Below are 17,244 nucleotides of genomic sequence, written 5' to 3'. Positions count from 1 at the left end.
GGTGCGGCCCGGGGCCGGACAAGGGTCCGGGCCGGACGAGGGTCCGGTCCCCGGCATGCGTCCGCATCCGGGACTCATGCCGGGTCGTGGACGCCGGCGTCAGCTCGCTACGGAGAGTGACGTCAGGACCGAGTCGAGGCGTTCGTAGCCTTCGCTGACGCCGACCTCCATGCCGCTGCCGATCATCGCGTCGCGGGTCTCACCGGTGAGGAACACCGACCGGCCCGAACACCTCGTCCGACCGCCGCCCAGATCCTCGAACGTCATGCTCTCGAGGCTCACCTGGTGGGGTGCGCCGTCGAACTCGAAGGTCTGGATGATCCGCTCGGGTGCGATCACGGTATGGAAGATGCCGCGGAATCCGTAGGCTCCGCCGTCGTCGTCGCGGTGGACGTACGAGTAGGCGCCGCCGGTGACGGCAGAGAACTCACGGATCTCCGTGGTGATGCGGTGGGGCCCGAGCCACTGGCGGACGAGGTCCGGTTCCGTGAAGGCACGGAACACCAGGTCACGGGGGGCGTCGAACTCCCGGATGATGTCCACGTACGGCTGGCCGGGCTGGGCTGTGATGGTGGTGGGATTGCTCATTGCTGATCCTTGCTGTGCTGGTCCTTCAGGGTTGCCAGGACGCCGTCGAGCCTGCGGTACTGCCGCTCGGCCTCGAGGCGGTAGGTGTCGATCCAGCCGGTCAGTGCCTCGAGGGCGGCGGGGTCGAGGTGACAGGGACGGCGCTGCCCGTCCCGGGTACGCGTGATGAGCCCGGCCTGCTCGAGCACCTGGATGTGCTTCGAGACGGCCTGCTTGGTGATGGTGAAGGGTTCCGCCAGTTCGTTCACGGTGGCCGAGCTGCGCGACAGCCGCGCGACGATGGCCCTGCGTGCCGGATCGGCGAGCGCAGAGAAGGCGGCATCGAGATCGTCGTCCCGCATTATCCACCTCCTCGTTGATCAACCGCACGGTTGATTATCTGAGTGTAGACCCGTCCGGCGGCAGCGACAAGAGGACGACGGCGCGCTGGAAGGTACTGCTGGGGCGGTACGGCATGGAGAATGAACGGTCAGTGAAGCTCCGTGCCCGGTTGTCGCCGCGTCGGCGGGCCGCGCCACCGCGCATTCACTAGGCTGTGGAGGGCGGTCTCGGCCGGCCACCCGGTGGCAGGTCCGGAGGTCGGCACAATCACTCAGCAGCGTGCGGGAAGGAGGCCGGCAGGGATGACCGGCACTGTCGACTCGCGGAAGCAGCCTCCTGCGCGCCGCCGGCCCTCACGCCGCGTACGCCGCATGAGGACCCTGTGGATCACCGCTGTTCTTCTGCTCGCAGCCCTGGTCGCCGTCGTCGTCCCCCGGCCGGCGGTCGATGCGCCTCTCGGCTCCGACGGGCCCGGGACCCTTCCGACCGCTCCCGTCGCGGCGGCACCGGCATCCCTCGAGGAGGCGATCACCGCCATCCTCGACGACGCCGGGGACTACCGGGTGGGGGTTGCGCTCTCCGACGTGCCCGGTGGTGCCGCCCGGACGTTCGGGGACGAGGACCGGTTCTTCGCCGCGAGCACGGCCAAGATCATCACCGCGGCTGCGTTCTACCGTCTGGTGGAGCAGGGAGAAGCGAGCCTCGATGACGCGCTGGGCGACTACGACGCCGCCTTCCAGCTCGAGGCCATGGTCAACAACAGCAGCAATGACGCCTGGCTCCTGCTCATGGACGCGGTGGGATACCCGCAGCTCACCGCGTACGCCGCATCCCTGGGGATCGACTACGACCCGGAGGAGAACCTCCTCACCGCCGCGGACATGGTTCTCGTGCTGCGCGACCTCTCGGCGGGGGAACTGCTCGACGAGGCAGACACCGCCGAACTCCTCAGCTACATGCAGGACACCAATGACGAGACCCTCATCCCGGCCGGTTCGCACCCCGACATCACGGTGCAGCACAAGTACGGGCAGGTGGAGGACGACCTCCACGACGCCGCCCTCCTGACCTATCAGGGCACCACCGTGGCGTTGGTGATCTACACGGAGGCTGTGGGTGACGGCGACGAGGCCGAGCAGACGGAGCTGATCCACGAGATCACGCAGGCCGTCGAGGACTCGCTGTTCCAGCTCGGCGGGTGATCGGTCCGCGCCTGCGGATCCGGCTGCATCCCTGCAGTCCTACGCCCTGCCGCGGAGGATCAGGTTCCAGTAGACCTTCGGGAGGATGACACGCTCGGCGACGAAGGTGAGGCGCCGCTCCTTCGCGAGGTTGTTCCAGCCCGGGACGGTGGGCATGGGCGAGTACTTGTCGTCGAACTCCGAGAACACGACGGTGTGCCGGCTGACCACGAAGGGGCACGCCGAGTAGTGGTTGTACTCGGCGGTGGGCTTCCTGCCCTTCAGCACGGCTTTCAGGTTCTTCGCGAGCACCTTCGTCTGCATCCGCAGGGCGGCGCCCGACTTCGAGTTGAGGGTCGACGCCGCGTCGCCGAGCGACCAGATGGTGGGGAAGCGCGTGTGCCGCAGGATGACGGGGTCCACCTCGACGAAGCCTCCGGGGTTGCCGGCCGCCGGCAGCTCCGTGGTCTTCAGCCACTCCGGTGCCGACTGGGGCGGCACCGCGTGGAGGACGTCGTAGCCGAGCGTCTCGGACGCGCCGGTGACGCTGTTCTTCAGGTCCACCGTGCGGCCCTCGGGGTCCACGGATGCGAGCTCGGTGCTGTACCGGACCTCGATCCCGTACTCGTCGATCTTCCGGCCCAGTTCCTCGTCGATCAGCTCCATGCCGAAGATCGTCGGCGTGGACACGGCGAGGACCACCCGGATGTCCTTCAGGACGCCCTGGCGCTGCCAGTGGTCGCACGCGAGGTACATGGGTTTCTGCGCGGCACCGTCGCACGATGCGGGTCCCGGCGGCTGCGTGAAGACGACGGTGCCGTGGGTCAGGTCCCTGAAGAGCTTCCAGGCCTTCGGTGCGAGCTCGTACTCGTAGTTCGAGGCGCCGTGCGGCCCTTCCATCGCCTCCTTGAGCCCGGGGATGGCCGTCCAGTCGTTCTGGATGCCGGGGCAGACGACGAGGTGGTCGTACGTGACGGCCGAGCCCGACTCGAGCAGCACCGTCCGGGAATCCGTGCTGACATCGGTGGCCTTGTCCTGGATCCAGGTGACCCCCTTGGGCATCACCGCGGACTGCAGCCGCACGGCCTCGAGGGCGTCGGCCGTTCCTCCGGCGATGTGGGAGAACAGCGGCTGGTACAGGTGCCGGCTCCGCGGCTCGATCACCGCGATGTCCTTCACCCGGTACCGGCGGAGGCGCGCCGCAAGGGACACGCCTGCATTGCCGCCACCGATGACGAGTACCTGGTGATGATGTTTCTCGCCCGCGGCGGGGACGACGGGGACCGCGCGGGCCGCCGGACTGGTGCTGGTGCTGGAACCGATGGCAGCTACCTCTTTCCGTGTCGACCTGCGCCTGTTCCTCGAACAGTACAGCGCACCACCGACGCACGACAGGCACCTACAGGACGCCGGCGTCGACCTCGACGAACGATGCGGACTGCTGGGTGGAGCCGCTGGACGTTGCTGTAACCGCATCCGCCGGGGTCCCGTTGGCCAGGGCGACGAGCAGCAGGTAGAACGCGACGAACCACAGGCCGACGGCGACGCCCCGCGTCCGCTCGCCACTCCGACGGGCCCTACCGCGGCGTCCATCGGGAGCAGGAGACGATGCGCACTGCCGCGTACTCCGTGCGGCCCCGCGTTCGAAGAATTCGAGGTCGATCCGCGCCCGGGTCAGCTCGGCCCGCAGCTGTTCGGCGTGCTCCGCCGCCTGAAGAGTCTGCAGCGCCTTCAGCTCCTTCTCCTGCTGCGCCTGGCGCGCTCGGGCTGCAGCCGTCGTCATCGTTGATCCCCCACTCCACGATCGTAGGACGGCGGGGTGCCGGATGACCCTCAGGTTTGCGGCAGGATCAGCACAGGCGGGATCGGCACAGGCGGGATCAGCGCAGGCGGAACGAGCGGGGGCGCCGTACCGCGTCAGTCCCTCGCGTACCTCGTGACGAACGCCCGCAGGATGAGCTCCGGCCGGTCCACGACGGTGGCACGCGCGCGCGCCATGTATTCGTCGGCCTCCTCGGGCGGGAAGTAGCCGGCGTGACGGTAGGTGTCGATGCGGCCCACGAGTGCGTCGACGTCGAGCTCGGGATGGAACTGCGTGGCGTACACGTTCCGCCCCACCCGGAACATCTGCACCGGGCACGTGACCGACGATGCCAGCAGCACCGCCGACGCCGGCAACGTGGCACATGCCTCCTTGTGCCCCACGTACGCCGCGAACGACGACGGCAGTCCGGCGAGCAGCGGGTCGGCGGCACCGTCCGCGGTCAGCGTGACCTCGACGGTGCCCACCGACTCGGCATAGGTGGTGTCGATGACGGCTCCCTGGTGCCGGCCCAGGGTACCGACGCCGTAGCACGCACCGAGGAACGGGTAGTCCTCCGCGACCACCCGGTCCAGCAGCAGACCGAGCTCCTGCTCCACCCGCACCTGGACCCCGCTCTTCGACTCCTGCGGATCCGAGGAGTTGAAGGGGCTCCCGCCGAGGAAGATGCCGGAGTAGTCCGCGAGGTCCAGCTCGGGCAGGGGCTCCGCCTCCACACGGATCCGGCGCAGCTCGCCCTCGGCGAGCCCGCCGAAGCGCAGGAAGCTGCGGTATTCGGCGTCCGCCGCGTAGTTCTCGGCACGGGTACCCAGCAGGAGGAACGGTTTCACCCTCCGATGCTACTGGCCGGTCGGGGTGGTATCACCCCGCTGCGCCGGCGCAGGATAGGGAGGGTGTGCCTGGGGGGCAGGGCTCGCGACCCCCGGATCCGTTGCCGGGTCCGCTCCGGCGTCGGGCGTGCCGTTCTCCTCCTTCATCTGCTTCACCTCGGACCTGAAGATCCGTAGGGACTGTCCGACGCTGCGCGCCATACCCGGCAGCTTCGGAGCACCGAAGAGGACGATCGCCAGAACGATGATGATGACGATGTGCCAGCCTTCGAGCCTCACGGCCGCTCTCCTTCGGTCGGCTCGACCACGACGGCGGAGACGTGGCCGCCGCTGATCGCCACGTCGAACACGGTGGTGGAACCATCCGGCGAAGGCACGGCCATGCGGCGGGTTCCCTCTGCCGCCTCGAAGGCCTGGAACCGCATGTCCCGCGCCCAGTCGTAGGTGGGGCGGTCGGACACGGTGCCGATGGGCAGCACCGCCCCCTCCCTGACCCAGGTCGCCGCCTGCATGAAGGAGTACTCCTTGCGGTGCCAGCGCGGGCCGGCCAGTTTCTCCCCGGTCTCCAGATGGGTCCAGCTGCCCTCGGGCAGATAGAAGGAGACGGATCCCGAAGGGTCCATGACGGGCGCCACCAGGAGGTCGGGGCCCAGCATGTACTGACGGTCCAGGTGTGCACAGCCCGGGTCCTCGGGGAACTCCATGAACAGTGGACGCATCAGGGGGATGCCCTCCGCGTAGGCCTCCTCGGCCGCCATCTGCAGGTAGGGCATCAGCCGCATCTTCTGCTCCGTGAAATGGCGGAGGACGTCCACGGACTCCTCGTCCACGAGCCAGGGAACGCGGTACGAGTTGGAGCCGTGCAGCCTCGAATGCGAGGACAGCAGCCCGAAAGCGATCCAGCGTTTGAAGATGTCCGGCTCGGGGGTGCCTTCGAAGCCGCCGATGTCGTGGCTCCAGAAGGAGAAACCCGACGAGGCCAGGGACAATCCGCCGCGCAGCGATTCGGCCATCGCCGCGAAGGTGGACTCGCAGTCGCCGCCCCAGTGGACCGGCATGGTCTGACCGCCGGCCGTGGCAGAACGGGCGAAGACCACTGCCTCACCCTCGCCCAGTTCCTTGGACAGCAGGTCGAACACCGACCTGTTGTACAACTGCGAATAGTAGTTGTGCATCCTGGCCGGATCGGAACCGTCGTGCCAGACGACATCGGTGGGGATCCGCTCACCGAAGTCGGTCTTGAAGGAATCGACGCCCTGCCCCAGCAGGCCGCGCAGCTTCTCCTGGTACCAGAGCACGGCCTCGGGGTTGGTGAAGTCCACCAGCCCCATGCCGGCCTGCCACATGTCCCACTGCCAGACCGAGCCGTCCGCGCGCTTGACCAGGAATCCCCGCTCGAGACCCTCCCGGAACAGGTGCGAGCGCTGCGCTATGTACGGGTTGATCCAGACGCAGACCTTGAGGCCTCGATCATGGAGCCGGGCGAGCATGCCCTCCGGGTCCGGGAAGGTAGCGGGGTCCCAGATGAAGTCGCTCCAGTGGAAGGACCTCATCCAATGGCAGTCGAAGTGGAAGACGGACAGCGGGAGCTTCCGCTCCTCCATGCCATCGATGAAGGAGTTGACGGTCTTCTCGTCGTAGTCGGTGGTGAAGGAAGTGGAGAGCCAGAGACCATAGGACCAGGCCGGGATCCGTGACGGCCTGCCCGTCAGCTCCGTGTAGCGGCGGATGATGTCCTTGGGTGAGGGGCCGTGGATGACGAAGTACTGCAGCCTCTCGCCCTCCACGCTGAACTGCGTGCGGGAGACCACTTCGGAGCCCACCTCGAAGGACACCTTGTCCGGGTGGTTGACGAAGACCCCGTACCCGTCGTTCGTGATGAAGAACGGGACGTTCTTGTAGGCGAGGTCGCTGGACGTGCCGCCATCCTCGTTCCAGATATCGACCGATTGCCCGTTCTTGACGAATGCGCCGAAGCGCTCGCCCAGACCGTAGATGTTGGTCCCCACGCCGAGGCTCAGTTGCTCGTGCACGAACGTCCGCCCGGCGTCGTCCGTGATGACGCCGACGCTCCGCGGGGTGGAGCTCGTCAGGAGCACGCCGTCCCCGAGGAAATCGACCCCCCAGTCCCCCGAGGTGCTGACCCGCGCTGTCAGGTTCCCCGAGGTGATGCTGGCGGTGCCCTCGTCCCTGTCGAATTGCGGTGCTGAGATCGTCCGGTTCACCTCGAAATGCGGCCCGTTGTCGAGACGGCCCTGGAAGTGCTCGATGGTGACGCTGATGACGTCGGGCATCGGGGCATCGAAGGTGACCGTCAACTGGGGAAGATTGAGGGCGTCGCCACGGGAGGCGATGCGTTTGGTCGGTGCGTACACGGTCATGGTCGTGTCGTCCACCACCACCTCGGACACATCGCGGGGATGAAGCGCGGAGAAGCCCTTGCGGTACAGCCAGTAGCCATCGGTGAATTTCATGGAGTCTCAGTTTCCGTTCTCGGCGTGGTCGGCGCTGCTTTTCAGGACCAGGGCGTCATAGGGTTTCAGGGTCAGTTCGGTTCCGTGGGCCTCTCCGCCGAGCAGGTCCACGGACGGCCCGGTGAGGGTCACGGCCCGCGGCTCGGGGCTGTGGTTGAGCAGGAAGTGGTAGCCGCCCCGGGTGGCGAGCTCGACGTCGTCGGGCAGTTCGCCCGCCACCGGCGAGCTCAGTCCGGCGTCCGCCACCGCGGTGCCCACGATGCGGCTCAGGAGTGCAGGAGGCGCATCGCAGCCGACATACCAGGCGGTGCCTTTCCCGTGGCTGTTGCGCACCGCGGCGGGCTTCCCCGCGAGGGCGCCGGAAGCGAAGGTCGCCACCGCTGTGGCGCTCGGGCCGTGGAGCCGGAGATCCTCGGACCAGGCGGAGGCCGCGTATCGTTCGGCCGGTCCTGTTCCGTGGTCAGCGCGGCCTGCAGGGTCGAAATCCGCCACCTCGAGGCCGACCTCGGCCGCCAGGGGTCGCCACTCCTCACCGCTGACCCCCACCATGGTGGCCAGCACCGAGGGGAACCGTCCCTGCCGCAGATGCCCCTGGGCGTCCGCGACCCCGCTGAAGGGCCCGACGACGGCGGTGCCACCGAGGTGCACCCAGTGGGTCAGCGCTTCGGCGTGGTCCTCGCGCAGGAGGAAGAGGCTTGGCACAAGCACCAGGTCGAAGCGGTCGAGGGCTGCGCCTGGATGGACCACCTCCACCGAGAGCCCCCGCCGCAGGAGCGGCTGGTAATAGGCCTGCAGTTGCTCCAGCACGCCGAGCCTGTCGCTCGGGACGTCGGGGGCCTCGGCCGCCCACCAGCTGTCCCAGTCGAACAGCACGGCTATCCGGGACGGAGCAGCAGAACCGGCAAGGAGCCGCAGGTCCTGCAGGCGGGCTCCGAGGGCCGCGACCTCGCGGAACACCCGGGTGTCCTCCCCCGCCAGCGGCACCACGGCCGAGTGGAAGCGCTCGGCGCCGAAGGCGGACTGACGGAACTGGAAGAAGCAGATGCCGTCGGAGCCGCGGGCGATAGCGGACAGCGAGTCCACCATCAGCGCTCCCGGCTCCTTGGTGCTGTTGTGGGGTCGCCAGTTCACGGCGGAGGTAGCGGATTCCATCAGCAGCCAGGGCCCTCCTCCAGCCAGACCGCGGCACAGGTCGTGTGTGAGGGCGCCCAGCTTCCAGCTCTCGGGCTGCGCCGGGTCCGTGTACCAGTTGTTGCCGATCAGGTCCGTCTCGCCTGCGAAGCTGAAATAGTCCGCACCGCGGAAGAAGCCCATCAGGTTGGTCGTCACCGGGACATCCGGCGAATACTGCCGGATGATGTCCCGCTCGGCCGTGTAGAGCTCGAGCAGGGCGCTCGAGACGAAGCGCCTGAAATCGAGCACCTGCGTCGGATTGTGCAGGTACGGGGCCGTCCGCGGCGGGAGGATCTCCTCCCAGCTGCTGTACCCCTGGCTCCAGAACGTGGTGCCCCACGCCGTGTTCAGCTTCTCGAGCGACCCGTAGCGCTGCAGGAGCCAGGTGCGGAAGGTACGGGCCGTCTCGTCGTCGTAGCTGATCTGTCCCAGTTCGTTGCCGACGTGCCACATCACGACGGCGGGGTGGCCGCCGTAGCGCTTCGCCAGTTCCGAGACGACCCGCCCGGCCGCGCTTCGATAAACGGCCGACGACGGCGAGAACTGGTTACGGGATCCGTACCAGAGTGTCGTCCCCGACGCGTCGGTCGGCAGCGTATCCGGGTGACGGTGGCCCAGCCAGGGCGGCGGGGATGCTGTCGGTGTTGCCAGGCAGACCCTGATACCCCCCTCGTGCAGGAGTGCGATGACGCGGTCCATCCAGCCGAAGTCCCATTCGTGCTCGGAGGGTTGCAGCCGGGCCCAGCTGAACACACCGAGCGTCACGACATTGATTCCCGCCTGCTGCATCAGCCGGATGTCCTCCGGCCAGCTCTCCTCAGGCCACTGTTCCGGGTTGTAATCGGCACCGAACAGCAGCCCGGTCCGCTCGGTCACCGCGTTCATGCCGTGGCTGCGAGATTGCATGGGAATCCTTGATTCAGTAGTCGGTGATTCAATAGTCGGTATGAATAATCGAAAGGCTTCAACGGCGGTCACGATCGTAGATGTGGCCCGGGAGGCCGGGGTTTCGACGAGTACGGTGTCCTACGTGATGAGCGGGAACCGCCCGATATCGAAAGAAACCCGCGATGTAGTCGAAGCGGCGATGCTCCGTCTGAAGTACAGCCCCAGATCCAGCGCCCGCGCCCTCGCGTCCAGCCGGTCCGATGTCCTGGGTCTCGTGGTGCCGCTGCGCGCGGACGTCAACGTCGGTGTGGTGATGCAGTTCGTCACGGCCGTGGTCACCACCGCCCGCACGTTCAACAAGGACGTCCTGCTCCTCACGCAGGACGATGCGGGCGGCATTAAGCGGGTGACGTCCCAGTCCATGGTGGACGGCCTCCTCATGATGGACATCGAGGCTCGGGACCCCCGCATCGCCGTCCTGGCCACGCTGGACAAGCCCGCGGTGCTCATCGGCATGCCGGATGATCCGCGGGGCCTCAGCTGCGTCGACTTCGACTTCGCCGGCGCCTCCCGCACCGCGGTCCGCCATCTGGCAGATCTGGGGCATCGCGGTATCGCCTTCATCGGTTCTCCCCCGGCATCGCTGCGACGCCACGCGACCTACGCGGACCGCGCCCTGAGCGGATTCCAGGAGGCGTGCCGGTCGCTCGGGATCGGACACGTCTCCGTGGCCTGTGAGGCGAATTCCAAGGATCTGGTCGAGGCGCTGGACACCGTGTTCTCCGGCCCTGAAACCATCAGCGCCCTCCTTGTCCACAACGAGGGACTGCTGCCCATCCTGCGCGAGAACCTCGCGGAGCGGGGCCTCTCGGTTCCGGAGGACGTCTCCGTCGTCGTCATCGCGCCGGCGGACGTCGCTACGGCAGCTGTCCGTCCATGGACCGTCGTCGCCATTCCCGCCATGGATATCGGCCGCGCCGCCGTCGAGATGGTGATCGACCGGTTGACCCTGGCCAAACCTGCCGAACTCCGTCTCATCGCCCCCACCCTGACGCAGGGCGACACGACCTCGGCGAGCAACGGACGGGACTGATCGCCGTACCGGGGGCAGGGTGATCATCCCTTGACCGCACCGATCATCACGCCTTTGGTGAAGTGCTTCTGGACGAACGGGTAGACGATCAGGATGGGGATGGTCGCCAGGACGATCACGGCCATCTGCAGTGCCGGTCCGGCCGCGGCTCCCGTGCCGACATCCATCTGTCCCGGCACCGAGACTCCCTGGAGCACGTAGGACCGCAGGACCACCTGCAGGGGATTCTTCGAACTGTCGTTGATGTAGAGGACCGCGTTGAAGAACGCGTTCCAATATCCCACTCCGTAGAACAGCGCGATCACGGCCGTGACGGCCTTGGACATGGGCAGCACGATCTGGGTCAGCGTGCGCCACTCGCTCGCGCCGTCGATCCTCGCGCTGTCCAGGATCCCCCTGTCGATCCCCATGAAGAAACCGCGCAGGATGATGATGTTGAACACCGAGATGCTGCTGGGCAGGATGAGCGCCCAGTAGGAGTTGATCAGGCCCAGTCCGGAGACCAGGAGGTACGCCGGGATGATCCCGGCGCTGAAGAACATGGTGATGAGCAGCGTGAAGAGGATGGGTGTGTGGGCGAAGGACCCCGGCCGGGACAATCCGTAGGCACAGAGGATGGAGACCACCATGCTGATGGCCGTGCCGGTCGCCGTGACCCCCACGCTCACCAGTACCGCCCGCGTGACGACCCCGCCGTTGAGGATCTGCTGGTAGGCGGCGAAGGAGATCTCGCCGGGGATCAGGACGAGTCCCCCGGCGCGTGTGATGGTCGCCTGCGAGGAGATGCTCGTGAGGACGATGGTGTAGAGCGGCCCGAGGACCGCCAGGACGACGACCGCGAGGATGATGATCTTGCCGAGCTTGCCGAGAGGTCCGAGCTCCTCGTCCCAGACGGGACGCCCCTCCGCCGGACGCCTGGGCCGGAGGTTCGCCGTGCTGCTTGCCCGCACCCTGCTGATGAGACTGCTCATTTGGAGTACACCCCGCTCTCTCCGAAGATGTGTGCGATCTTGTTGGCCGCGAGGATCAGGGCAAGGCTCACCAGTCCCTTGATGAGTCCGGCCGCGGCCCCGTAGCTCCAGTCACCGTTCTGGACGCCCGTGTAGTACACGAAGGTGTCGAGCACCTCCGAGGCCTCCACGCCCACCGCGTCCCGCTGGAGGATCATCTGCTCGAAACCGACGGTCAGCGAATCACCCAGCCGCAGGATCAGCAGGAGCACGATCACGCTGCGGAGTCCGGGGAGGGTGACGTGCCACATGCGCTTCCAGCGTCCTGCGCCGTCGACCGCCGCTGCTTCGTACTGGGCAGGGTCGATGGCGCTGAGGGCCGCGAGGAAGACGATGATGCCCCAACCCGCGTCCTTCCAGACGGCCTGGGACGTCAGCAGGAACAGGAACGTATCCGGATTGGTCATGATGTCCACCGCCTGCCAGCCGTTCGCGCGGAGCGACTGGTTGAGCAATCCTGCCCCGCCGAAGATCTGCTGGAAGATCGACACCACCAGGACCCAGGAGAAGAAGTGCGGCAGATAGACCACTGCCTGGACCGCTGACCGCAGGCGGGAACTGACGAGGGAGTTGAGCAGCATGGCCAGGGCGATGGGGATCGGGAAGAAGAACACCAGTTGGAACGCCGTGATGATCAGCGTGTTCCGCACCGCGTGCCAGAAGTCCGGGTCCGCCAGGACCCGTGAGAAGTTCTCGAATCCCACGAACGGGCTGTTGGAGATGCCCACGTACGGCGAATAGTCCTGGAACGCCACCACGTTTCCGAGCATCGGCACATAGGCGAAGACGGCGAGGAGGACCACGGCCGGCAGCGCCATGAGGACGAGCGACCGATCACGCCTGAAGCGCAGCCGCCGGTTGGCTCGGGGCCTCGGTGCTGCCGGTACGGCGTTCGACGCCGGTCGGCCGGGAGTCGGCGGTGATCCCGGCGGCCGATCTCCTCCTTTCGGCGCCGTGGCGAGGGAGCCGGCGCCCTCTCGTGGTGCGATGTGCCTGCGTTCGATCCCGGTGGCCATGCCCGTACCCCCTAGACCAGGAACTCGGCGTAGAAGTCCCTCAGTTCGTCGCCGCCCTTGCTCTTCCAGGAGGAGATCTCGGCGTCGAGGTCGTTCATGCTCCTGCGGCCCCGGATGATGTCCTTGGCGAGATCGTCGAAGGGTGTTCCCAGTGACGCGAACTTGGAGGGCTCCTGGATCTGCATCCCGAAGAAGGCGTCCTCGACCACGTTGGGTGCCTGCCGCGCCTCCCACTCGGACTGCGCCTGCACCAGGCCCGGGTACTGGACCATGGAGTTGACGATCGGGCCGCTGACCAGGAACGCGTAGGTACTGGTGACCTCCTCCGACCCCTTCGCCGTTGCGCTGGGAACGCCCTGTGCATCACGCGAGTAGTGCACTCCCTCGACCCCGTTGACGATCAGCGCGTTCTCCTCCGTCCCGAAGGGTGCGGCCATGAAGTTCGCAAGGGCCAGCATCTCCTCCACCTTCTCGGGGCTGGCCTTCTTGATGAAGCTGAAGATCGCGGCAGGCTGGGCCCGGAAGAGGGTCGGCGCCCCGCCGTCCGGGGCGAAGTAGTCGAGGGGCTGCATGTTGAAGCTCGGGTTCGAAGGCAGGGTCCGCGCCAGCGCCTCGTGCCAGGAGCCTGTCCCGTCCGTCGTCATGAGTGTGGCACCCGATTCGAACCGCGGCTTGGCCTGCTGGGCGTTGCCGGCGACGGCGTCGGGGTGGACGGAACCATCGGCGAACAGCTTCGCCGTCCATTCGAGAGCAGCCCTGTACTCGTCCGTCTCGAACCGGTGCTTCAGCTCGCCGTCCACCTCTTTCCACTTGGGCACGACGCCGTGCATGATCTGCGCACCGTTCCAGACGTCCTCCGAACCCCACCGGTTCTTGGACTCGTCCGTGAGTTCCTTGGCCACCGCGCGGTACTCGTCGGCCGACGTGGGCGGCTCGACTCCGAGTTCCTCGAAGATGTCCGCGCGGTAGAAGATCGCGTCGGAGATGAGGGCTCCCGGGTACGGGAGGCCGTAGAGCCCTCCTCCGAAGCAGCCCATCTTCCACGCCGCCGTGGGGATGTTCGCGAGGTTCGGGTACTTGAGCACCTTGTCGCCGGCGATGAATTCGGAGAGGTCCTGGAAGATCCCGGCGGCGGCCTGATCGAATCGTGGCGGGAGGTTCCATCCGGGGATGACCATCCAGTCCGGCACGTCCTTCGGGGACGCCAGCACCGTCTGGACCTTGTCCGCGTAGGCGTTGCCGTCATTGACCTGGAAGTTGATGGTCGCGCCGAGCTGCTCGTTGACCGTCGAGTAGTAGGTGTTCCTGGGCAGTCCCGGCGGCACGGCCCACCAGGCGGGGGTCATGGCCGTGTAGGTGCCGCCGCTGCCCGGTGTCCCGGTGACCGACTTCACGAGCGAGGGGATGGAGGTGAAACCGGGGGTGGACCCGCTGACCGAGGCGATGTCGGGCTTCACCAGCTCGAGCGGCTTGTAGGTGGGCACGATCTTTGCCAGGGCCTCCGTCAACCCGCCCGCAGTGGTGGCCTGGGGAGCGGATCCCCCGGCACATGCGGTGAGTGTCACCGGAGCCGCCGCGAGGAATACCGCGCCACCGAGCATGCCGAGGAATGAGCGGCGGTTGAAGCCGGATGCCGCTTCCACCAGCGGCGCCGGCGAGGTGCGGTGGCGGGACGAGGCCGGGCCATTGTGGGAACCGAGCATGATCAGCACTCCTTTGTGTGAGTCAGTGTGGGCGATTCTTCGACGATTCATCGAAGCGTTTCGACTGGGTTCAGAGTAGGCTACTCGAAGGTCCCCCACAAGAGCCACATGTGCCCTGCCTCACACTGGGGGTGTCAGACCAGGTCTCGCTTTCCTGTGTGTAAGCGATTCGACAGCACAGCAGATAGGACCCCGTGCCCAGCACCCCAGCTCAGACCTCTGCATCCGATGCGCTCCTCGACGGCGACACGGCGAGCCCCGCGGATCACCCGGCGCGGCAGATCCTGCGTTCCCTGTCGCTGCAGCAGAAAATCGCCATGCTCCACCAGCACGCACCCGCTGTGCCCGAGCTGGGGCTGGCGTCCTTCCACACGGGCGCGGAAGCCGCCCATGGTGTCGCCTGGCTGGGTCCTGCCACCGTGTTCCCCCAACCGGTGGGCATGGCGGCCACGTGGGATGCCGAGCTGATCCAGCGCCTTGGCGCAGCGACAGGGCGTGAACTCCGAGCCAAGAAGGCCACCGATCCCAGCGTGAGCCTCAATGTCTGGGCACCGGTGGTGAACCCACTGCGGCATCCACTGTGGGGGCGCAACGAGGAGGGGTTCTCCGAGGATCCTCACCTGACGGCGCACCTTGCCGGCGCCTACTGTCGCGGACTCAAGGGTGAGGACCCGGTGACGTGGCTGACCGTCCCCACCCTCAAGCACTTCCTGGGGTACAACAACGAATTCGACAGGAACCTGACGTCGAGCAATCTCAACCCCCGTGTCCTCCACGAGTACGAGCTTCCGGCCTACCGATCGCCCATCGAAGACGGCGTCGCGGGGGCGGTCATGCTCTCCTACAACCTGGTGAACGGCAGGCCCGCCCACGTCTCCGACCTGGTGCGATCGCAGTTGCGGCAGTGGCACAACGGTGACGCCGTCACCATCGTGACCGATGCGGGCGCGCCCGGGTCCCTCTTCCGGGCCGAGAAGTACTTCACCGACGGCCCGACGGCCTACGCGGCAGCTCTTCGTGCCGGCGTCGACAGCTTCACGGATGACGGCGACGACCCGGGCCCGTCGGTCGCCTTCCTCGACGAGGCGCTCGAGCGGGGCCTGATCGATGAGGCCGACATCGATCGTGCGGTATCGCGACTCCTCACCCTCCGTGCCAGGACCGGGGAATTCACACCGGACGACGATCCCTACGCGTCGATCGGGGCCGAGCTGATCGGCGCGCCGGCCCATGTCGGCCTGGCCCGCGAGGCTGCTGCGAAATCGGTCGTCGTACTGCGCAACGAGCAGAGCGCCGCGCTGCTTCCCCTCGGAAAAAGGCCCGGCACGGTCGCCGTGATCGGGGCTCTCGGTTCCCGGGTCCTGAGCGACTGGTACAGCGGGACCCTGCAGGACGAGGTCAGCATCGCGGCAGGACTCACCAGCCGGTACGGGAGCACTGCCGGCAGCGACGTCATCGCGGAGGAAGGCGCGGACATTGTGGCCTTGCGCAGCGTCAGGACCGGCGGCTACCTGGGGAGCGACGGCGCGTCGGCCCTCACAGCGGATGCTCCGGAGCCCGGGCCCGCCGAATCCTTCGTCCTGAACGACTGGGGTGCCGGTGAGCTGACGCTCCGGTCCGCGCTGACAGGGAGATTCGTGACGGACACGGGCGACGGATACCTTCGCGCGGCGGCTGAGCGGGTAGGCGGCTGGGTGGTGCAGGAGACCCTCCGGCTGGACTACGCGCCGGACGGCACCGTTGCGCTGCGACACGTCGGGAGCGGGAAGTGGCTGCGCCTCGAGACCGGGACGAACAGCGCCGCCCTTGTCCAGGACGCGGGCACTGCGGACCGTTTCTCGATCCGGACGCTGAAGTCCGGTCACGAGGCCGCCCTGCGGGCTGCGCTGGAAGCCGACACCGCTGTCGTGGTGGTGGGCAACGACCCGCACCTGGGCGGTCGGGAGACCCTGGACAGAAGCACCCTGGACCTTCCTCCGGCCGACCAGGAACTGGTGCGCCTGGTCCGGGAAGCGAACCCGCGGACCATCCTGGTGATCGTCTCGTCCTATCCCTACGCGCTGGGGGTGCTGGCAGATACTCCCGCGATCGTCTGGACCTCCCACGGCGGGCAGGAACTCGGCAACGGCGTCGCGGATGTCCTGAGCGGCGACGTGGAACCGAGCGGCCGGCTGCCGCAGACCTGGTACGGCCGGGACGAGGATCTGACGGACATCCTGGACTACGACATCATCAGCTCACGCTCCACGTACCTGTACAGCCGGGCCGAGCCGCTCTTTCCGCTGGGCCATGGGCTCACCTACGGGAACGTGCAGTACCGGTCGATGGACCTGCGGGTGGTGCCGGGTGACGGTGCCCCCGGCGCGGGGACGGCAGAACTCGCCGTCGAGGTCCACAATGCGGGAGAACGCCCTGCCCTCGAGCTGGTGCAGGTGTATGCGGCGGCTCCCGGGCACGCCGTCGACTTCCCCCGGCGCCTGCTGGTCGGCCACCAGCGTGTGGAGGTCCCCGCTGCAGGAACAGCGACGGTCACGATGAGTGTCCCCCTGGACCGCCTCGCGACCTACAGCGTCGTGGAGGAACGGATGGTGGTGGAATCCGGCAGGTATCACCTCCTGGTCGGCACCTCCGCGGAGGACCTGCCGCTCTCGGCCCCGCTCGACGTAGAGGGACCTCCCCGGATCGGGCGTCGGACCGGCCGGTGGTTCCGCGCGGAGAATTTCGACGCGTGCAGCAATCTGGCCCTGGTCCCCGAAACACTGCTGTCGGGTACGGCCATCGGTCCTGCTGCGTCAGGCCGCCCGGGGCGGGCGGTCTACCGCGGCTGGGAAGGGCCCGACGCAAGCTCGGCGAGCGCCGTCCTGCTGGATGTGGTGTCCAGCAGCGCCTCCCCCGAAGGCGGCAGCACGGTCCGGGTGGAGGTGCCGGGCCCCGGCGACACCTGGAACGGCATCGGCCGCAGCAGCGTGCCGGCCGGCTTCAGCGGACCGCTGAGGATCTCCGTCGATTCCGCGGTGGTGGACGGTCCTCGGGGGTTCCGCCTCAGCGTGGAAGGCGGCGTGGTCATCAGCCGGGTCCAGTTGGCATGAAGGTGATCCGTCCTGTCCTGCAGCGCTCGTGGACGACCGGCCTCACGGCCGGCGGG

14 protein-coding genes are annotated in these 17,244 nt (G+C 67.5%); 3 read left to right on the top strand and 11 right to left on the bottom strand.

From position 1 onward, the window contains the following. Nucleotides 1-99: 99 nt before the first annotated feature. Together AC4D2C_RS11730 and AC4D2C_RS11725 are read right to left on the bottom strand one after the other, a co-directional pair. Entirely contained in the window at nt 100-588 is a 489-nt protein-coding gene (locus tag AC4D2C_RS11730) for an SRPBCC family protein (protein ID WP_490915044.1), read from the bottom strand. Continuing rightward, entirely contained in the window at nt 585-929 is a 345-nt protein-coding gene (locus AC4D2C_RS11725; protein ID WP_490915042.1) for an ArsR/SmtB family transcription factor, read from the bottom strand. The genes AC4D2C_RS11730 and AC4D2C_RS11725 overlap by 4 nt, the downstream gene beginning before the upstream one ends. A gap of 282 nt (nt 930-1,211) precedes the next feature. On the opposite strand from AC4D2C_RS11725, the gene AC4D2C_RS11720 reads away from it, so the two are divergent. Beyond that, a complete protein-coding gene (locus AC4D2C_RS11720) occupies nt 1,212-2,111 on the top strand; it encodes a serine hydrolase (RefSeq protein ID WP_490915040.1) in 900 nt (299 codons plus the stop codon). A gap of 39 nt (nt 2,112-2,150) precedes the next feature. Here AC4D2C_RS11720 and AC4D2C_RS11715 read toward each other — a convergent pair whose 3' ends face one another. The 6 genes from AC4D2C_RS11715 to AC4D2C_RS11690 all read right to left on the bottom strand — a co-directional run bounded on the left by AC4D2C_RS11715 (nt 2,151) and on the right by AC4D2C_RS11690 (nt 9,295). Then, complete coding sequence (locus tag AC4D2C_RS11715) at nt 2,151-3,302, bottom strand: NAD(P)/FAD-dependent oxidoreductase (RefSeq protein ID WP_490915039.1); 1,152 nt, start codon at nt 3,300-3,302, stop codon at nt 2,151-2,153. Between the two features lie 187 nt (nt 3,303-3,489). Next, the gene (locus tag AC4D2C_RS11710) at nt 3,490-3,873 is read right to left on the bottom strand and encodes a hypothetical protein (protein WP_490915038.1); all 384 of its coding nucleotides are present in this window, start codon (nt 3,871-3,873) and stop codon (nt 3,490-3,492) included. 134 nt (nt 3,874-4,007) lie between these two features. Continuing rightward, nucleotides 4,008-4,742: a glutamine amidotransferase gene (locus AC4D2C_RS11705; RefSeq protein ID WP_490915037.1), complete on the bottom strand. Its 735-nt coding sequence runs from the start codon at nt 4,740-4,742 to the stop codon at nt 4,008-4,010. Nucleotides 4,743-4,751: 9 nt separating this feature from the next. After that, the gene (gene tatA, locus AC4D2C_RS11700; RefSeq protein ID WP_490915035.1) at nt 4,752-5,021 is read right to left on the bottom strand and encodes a Sec-independent protein translocase subunit TatA; all 270 of its coding nucleotides are present in this window, start codon (nt 5,019-5,021) and stop codon (nt 4,752-4,754) included. After that, nucleotides 5,018-7,216 carry an alpha-xylosidase gene (gene yicI, locus AC4D2C_RS11695; protein WP_490905327.1) on the bottom strand — a complete coding sequence of 733 codons (2,199 nt, stop codon included), beginning with the start codon at nt 7,214-7,216 and terminating at the stop codon, nt 5,018-5,020. The genes tatA and yicI overlap by 4 nt, the downstream gene beginning before the upstream one ends. A 6-nt stretch (nt 7,217-7,222) precedes the next feature. Next, nucleotides 7,223-9,295 carry a beta-galactosidase gene (locus AC4D2C_RS11690; protein ID WP_490915033.1) on the bottom strand — a complete coding sequence of 691 codons (2,073 nt, stop codon included), beginning with the start codon at nt 9,293-9,295 and terminating at the stop codon, nt 7,223-7,225. Between the two features lie 40 nt (nt 9,296-9,335). Between AC4D2C_RS11690 and AC4D2C_RS11685 the strand changes: the two genes are divergently transcribed. Further along, entirely contained in the window at nt 9,336-10,370 is a 1,035-nt protein-coding gene (locus tag AC4D2C_RS11685) for a LacI family DNA-binding transcriptional regulator (RefSeq protein WP_490915032.1), read from the top strand. Nucleotides 10,371-10,393: 23 nt separating this feature from the next. Here AC4D2C_RS11685 and AC4D2C_RS11680 read toward each other — a convergent pair whose 3' ends face one another. Genes AC4D2C_RS11680 through AC4D2C_RS11670 form a run of 3 tightly spaced genes read right to left on the bottom strand, consistent with a single transcriptional unit; the run spans nt 10,394 to nt 14,099 of the window. After that, nucleotides 10,394-11,341 carry a carbohydrate ABC transporter permease gene (locus AC4D2C_RS11680; RefSeq protein ID WP_490905324.1) on the bottom strand — a complete coding sequence of 316 codons (948 nt, stop codon included), beginning with the start codon at nt 11,339-11,341 and terminating at the stop codon, nt 10,394-10,396. After that, nucleotides 11,338-12,396, bottom strand: a complete 1,059-nt coding sequence (locus tag AC4D2C_RS11675; RefSeq protein ID WP_490915030.1) for an ABC transporter permease — start codon at nt 12,394-12,396, stop codon at nt 11,338-11,340. The genes AC4D2C_RS11680 and AC4D2C_RS11675 overlap by 4 nt, the downstream gene beginning before the upstream one ends. 11 nt (nt 12,397-12,407) lie before the next feature. Then, complete coding sequence (locus AC4D2C_RS11670) at nt 12,408-14,099, bottom strand: extracellular solute-binding protein (protein ID WP_490915028.1); 1,692 nt, start codon at nt 14,097-14,099, stop codon at nt 12,408-12,410. Nucleotides 14,100-14,293: 194 nt separating this feature from the next. Here AC4D2C_RS11670 and AC4D2C_RS11665 point away from each other — a divergent pair, with 194 nt between their 5' ends. Beyond that, nucleotides 14,294-17,188, top strand: a complete 2,895-nt coding sequence (locus tag AC4D2C_RS11665) for a glycoside hydrolase family 3 C-terminal domain-containing protein (protein ID WP_490915026.1) — start codon at nt 14,294-14,296, stop codon at nt 17,186-17,188. Nucleotides 17,189-17,244 lie beyond the last annotated feature (56 nt).

Source organism: Arthrobacter sp. TJ-240 (assembly GCF_058269195.1).
Note: the sequence above shows the minus strand (reverse complement) of the source record. Positions and strands in the feature narration are given on the sequence as shown.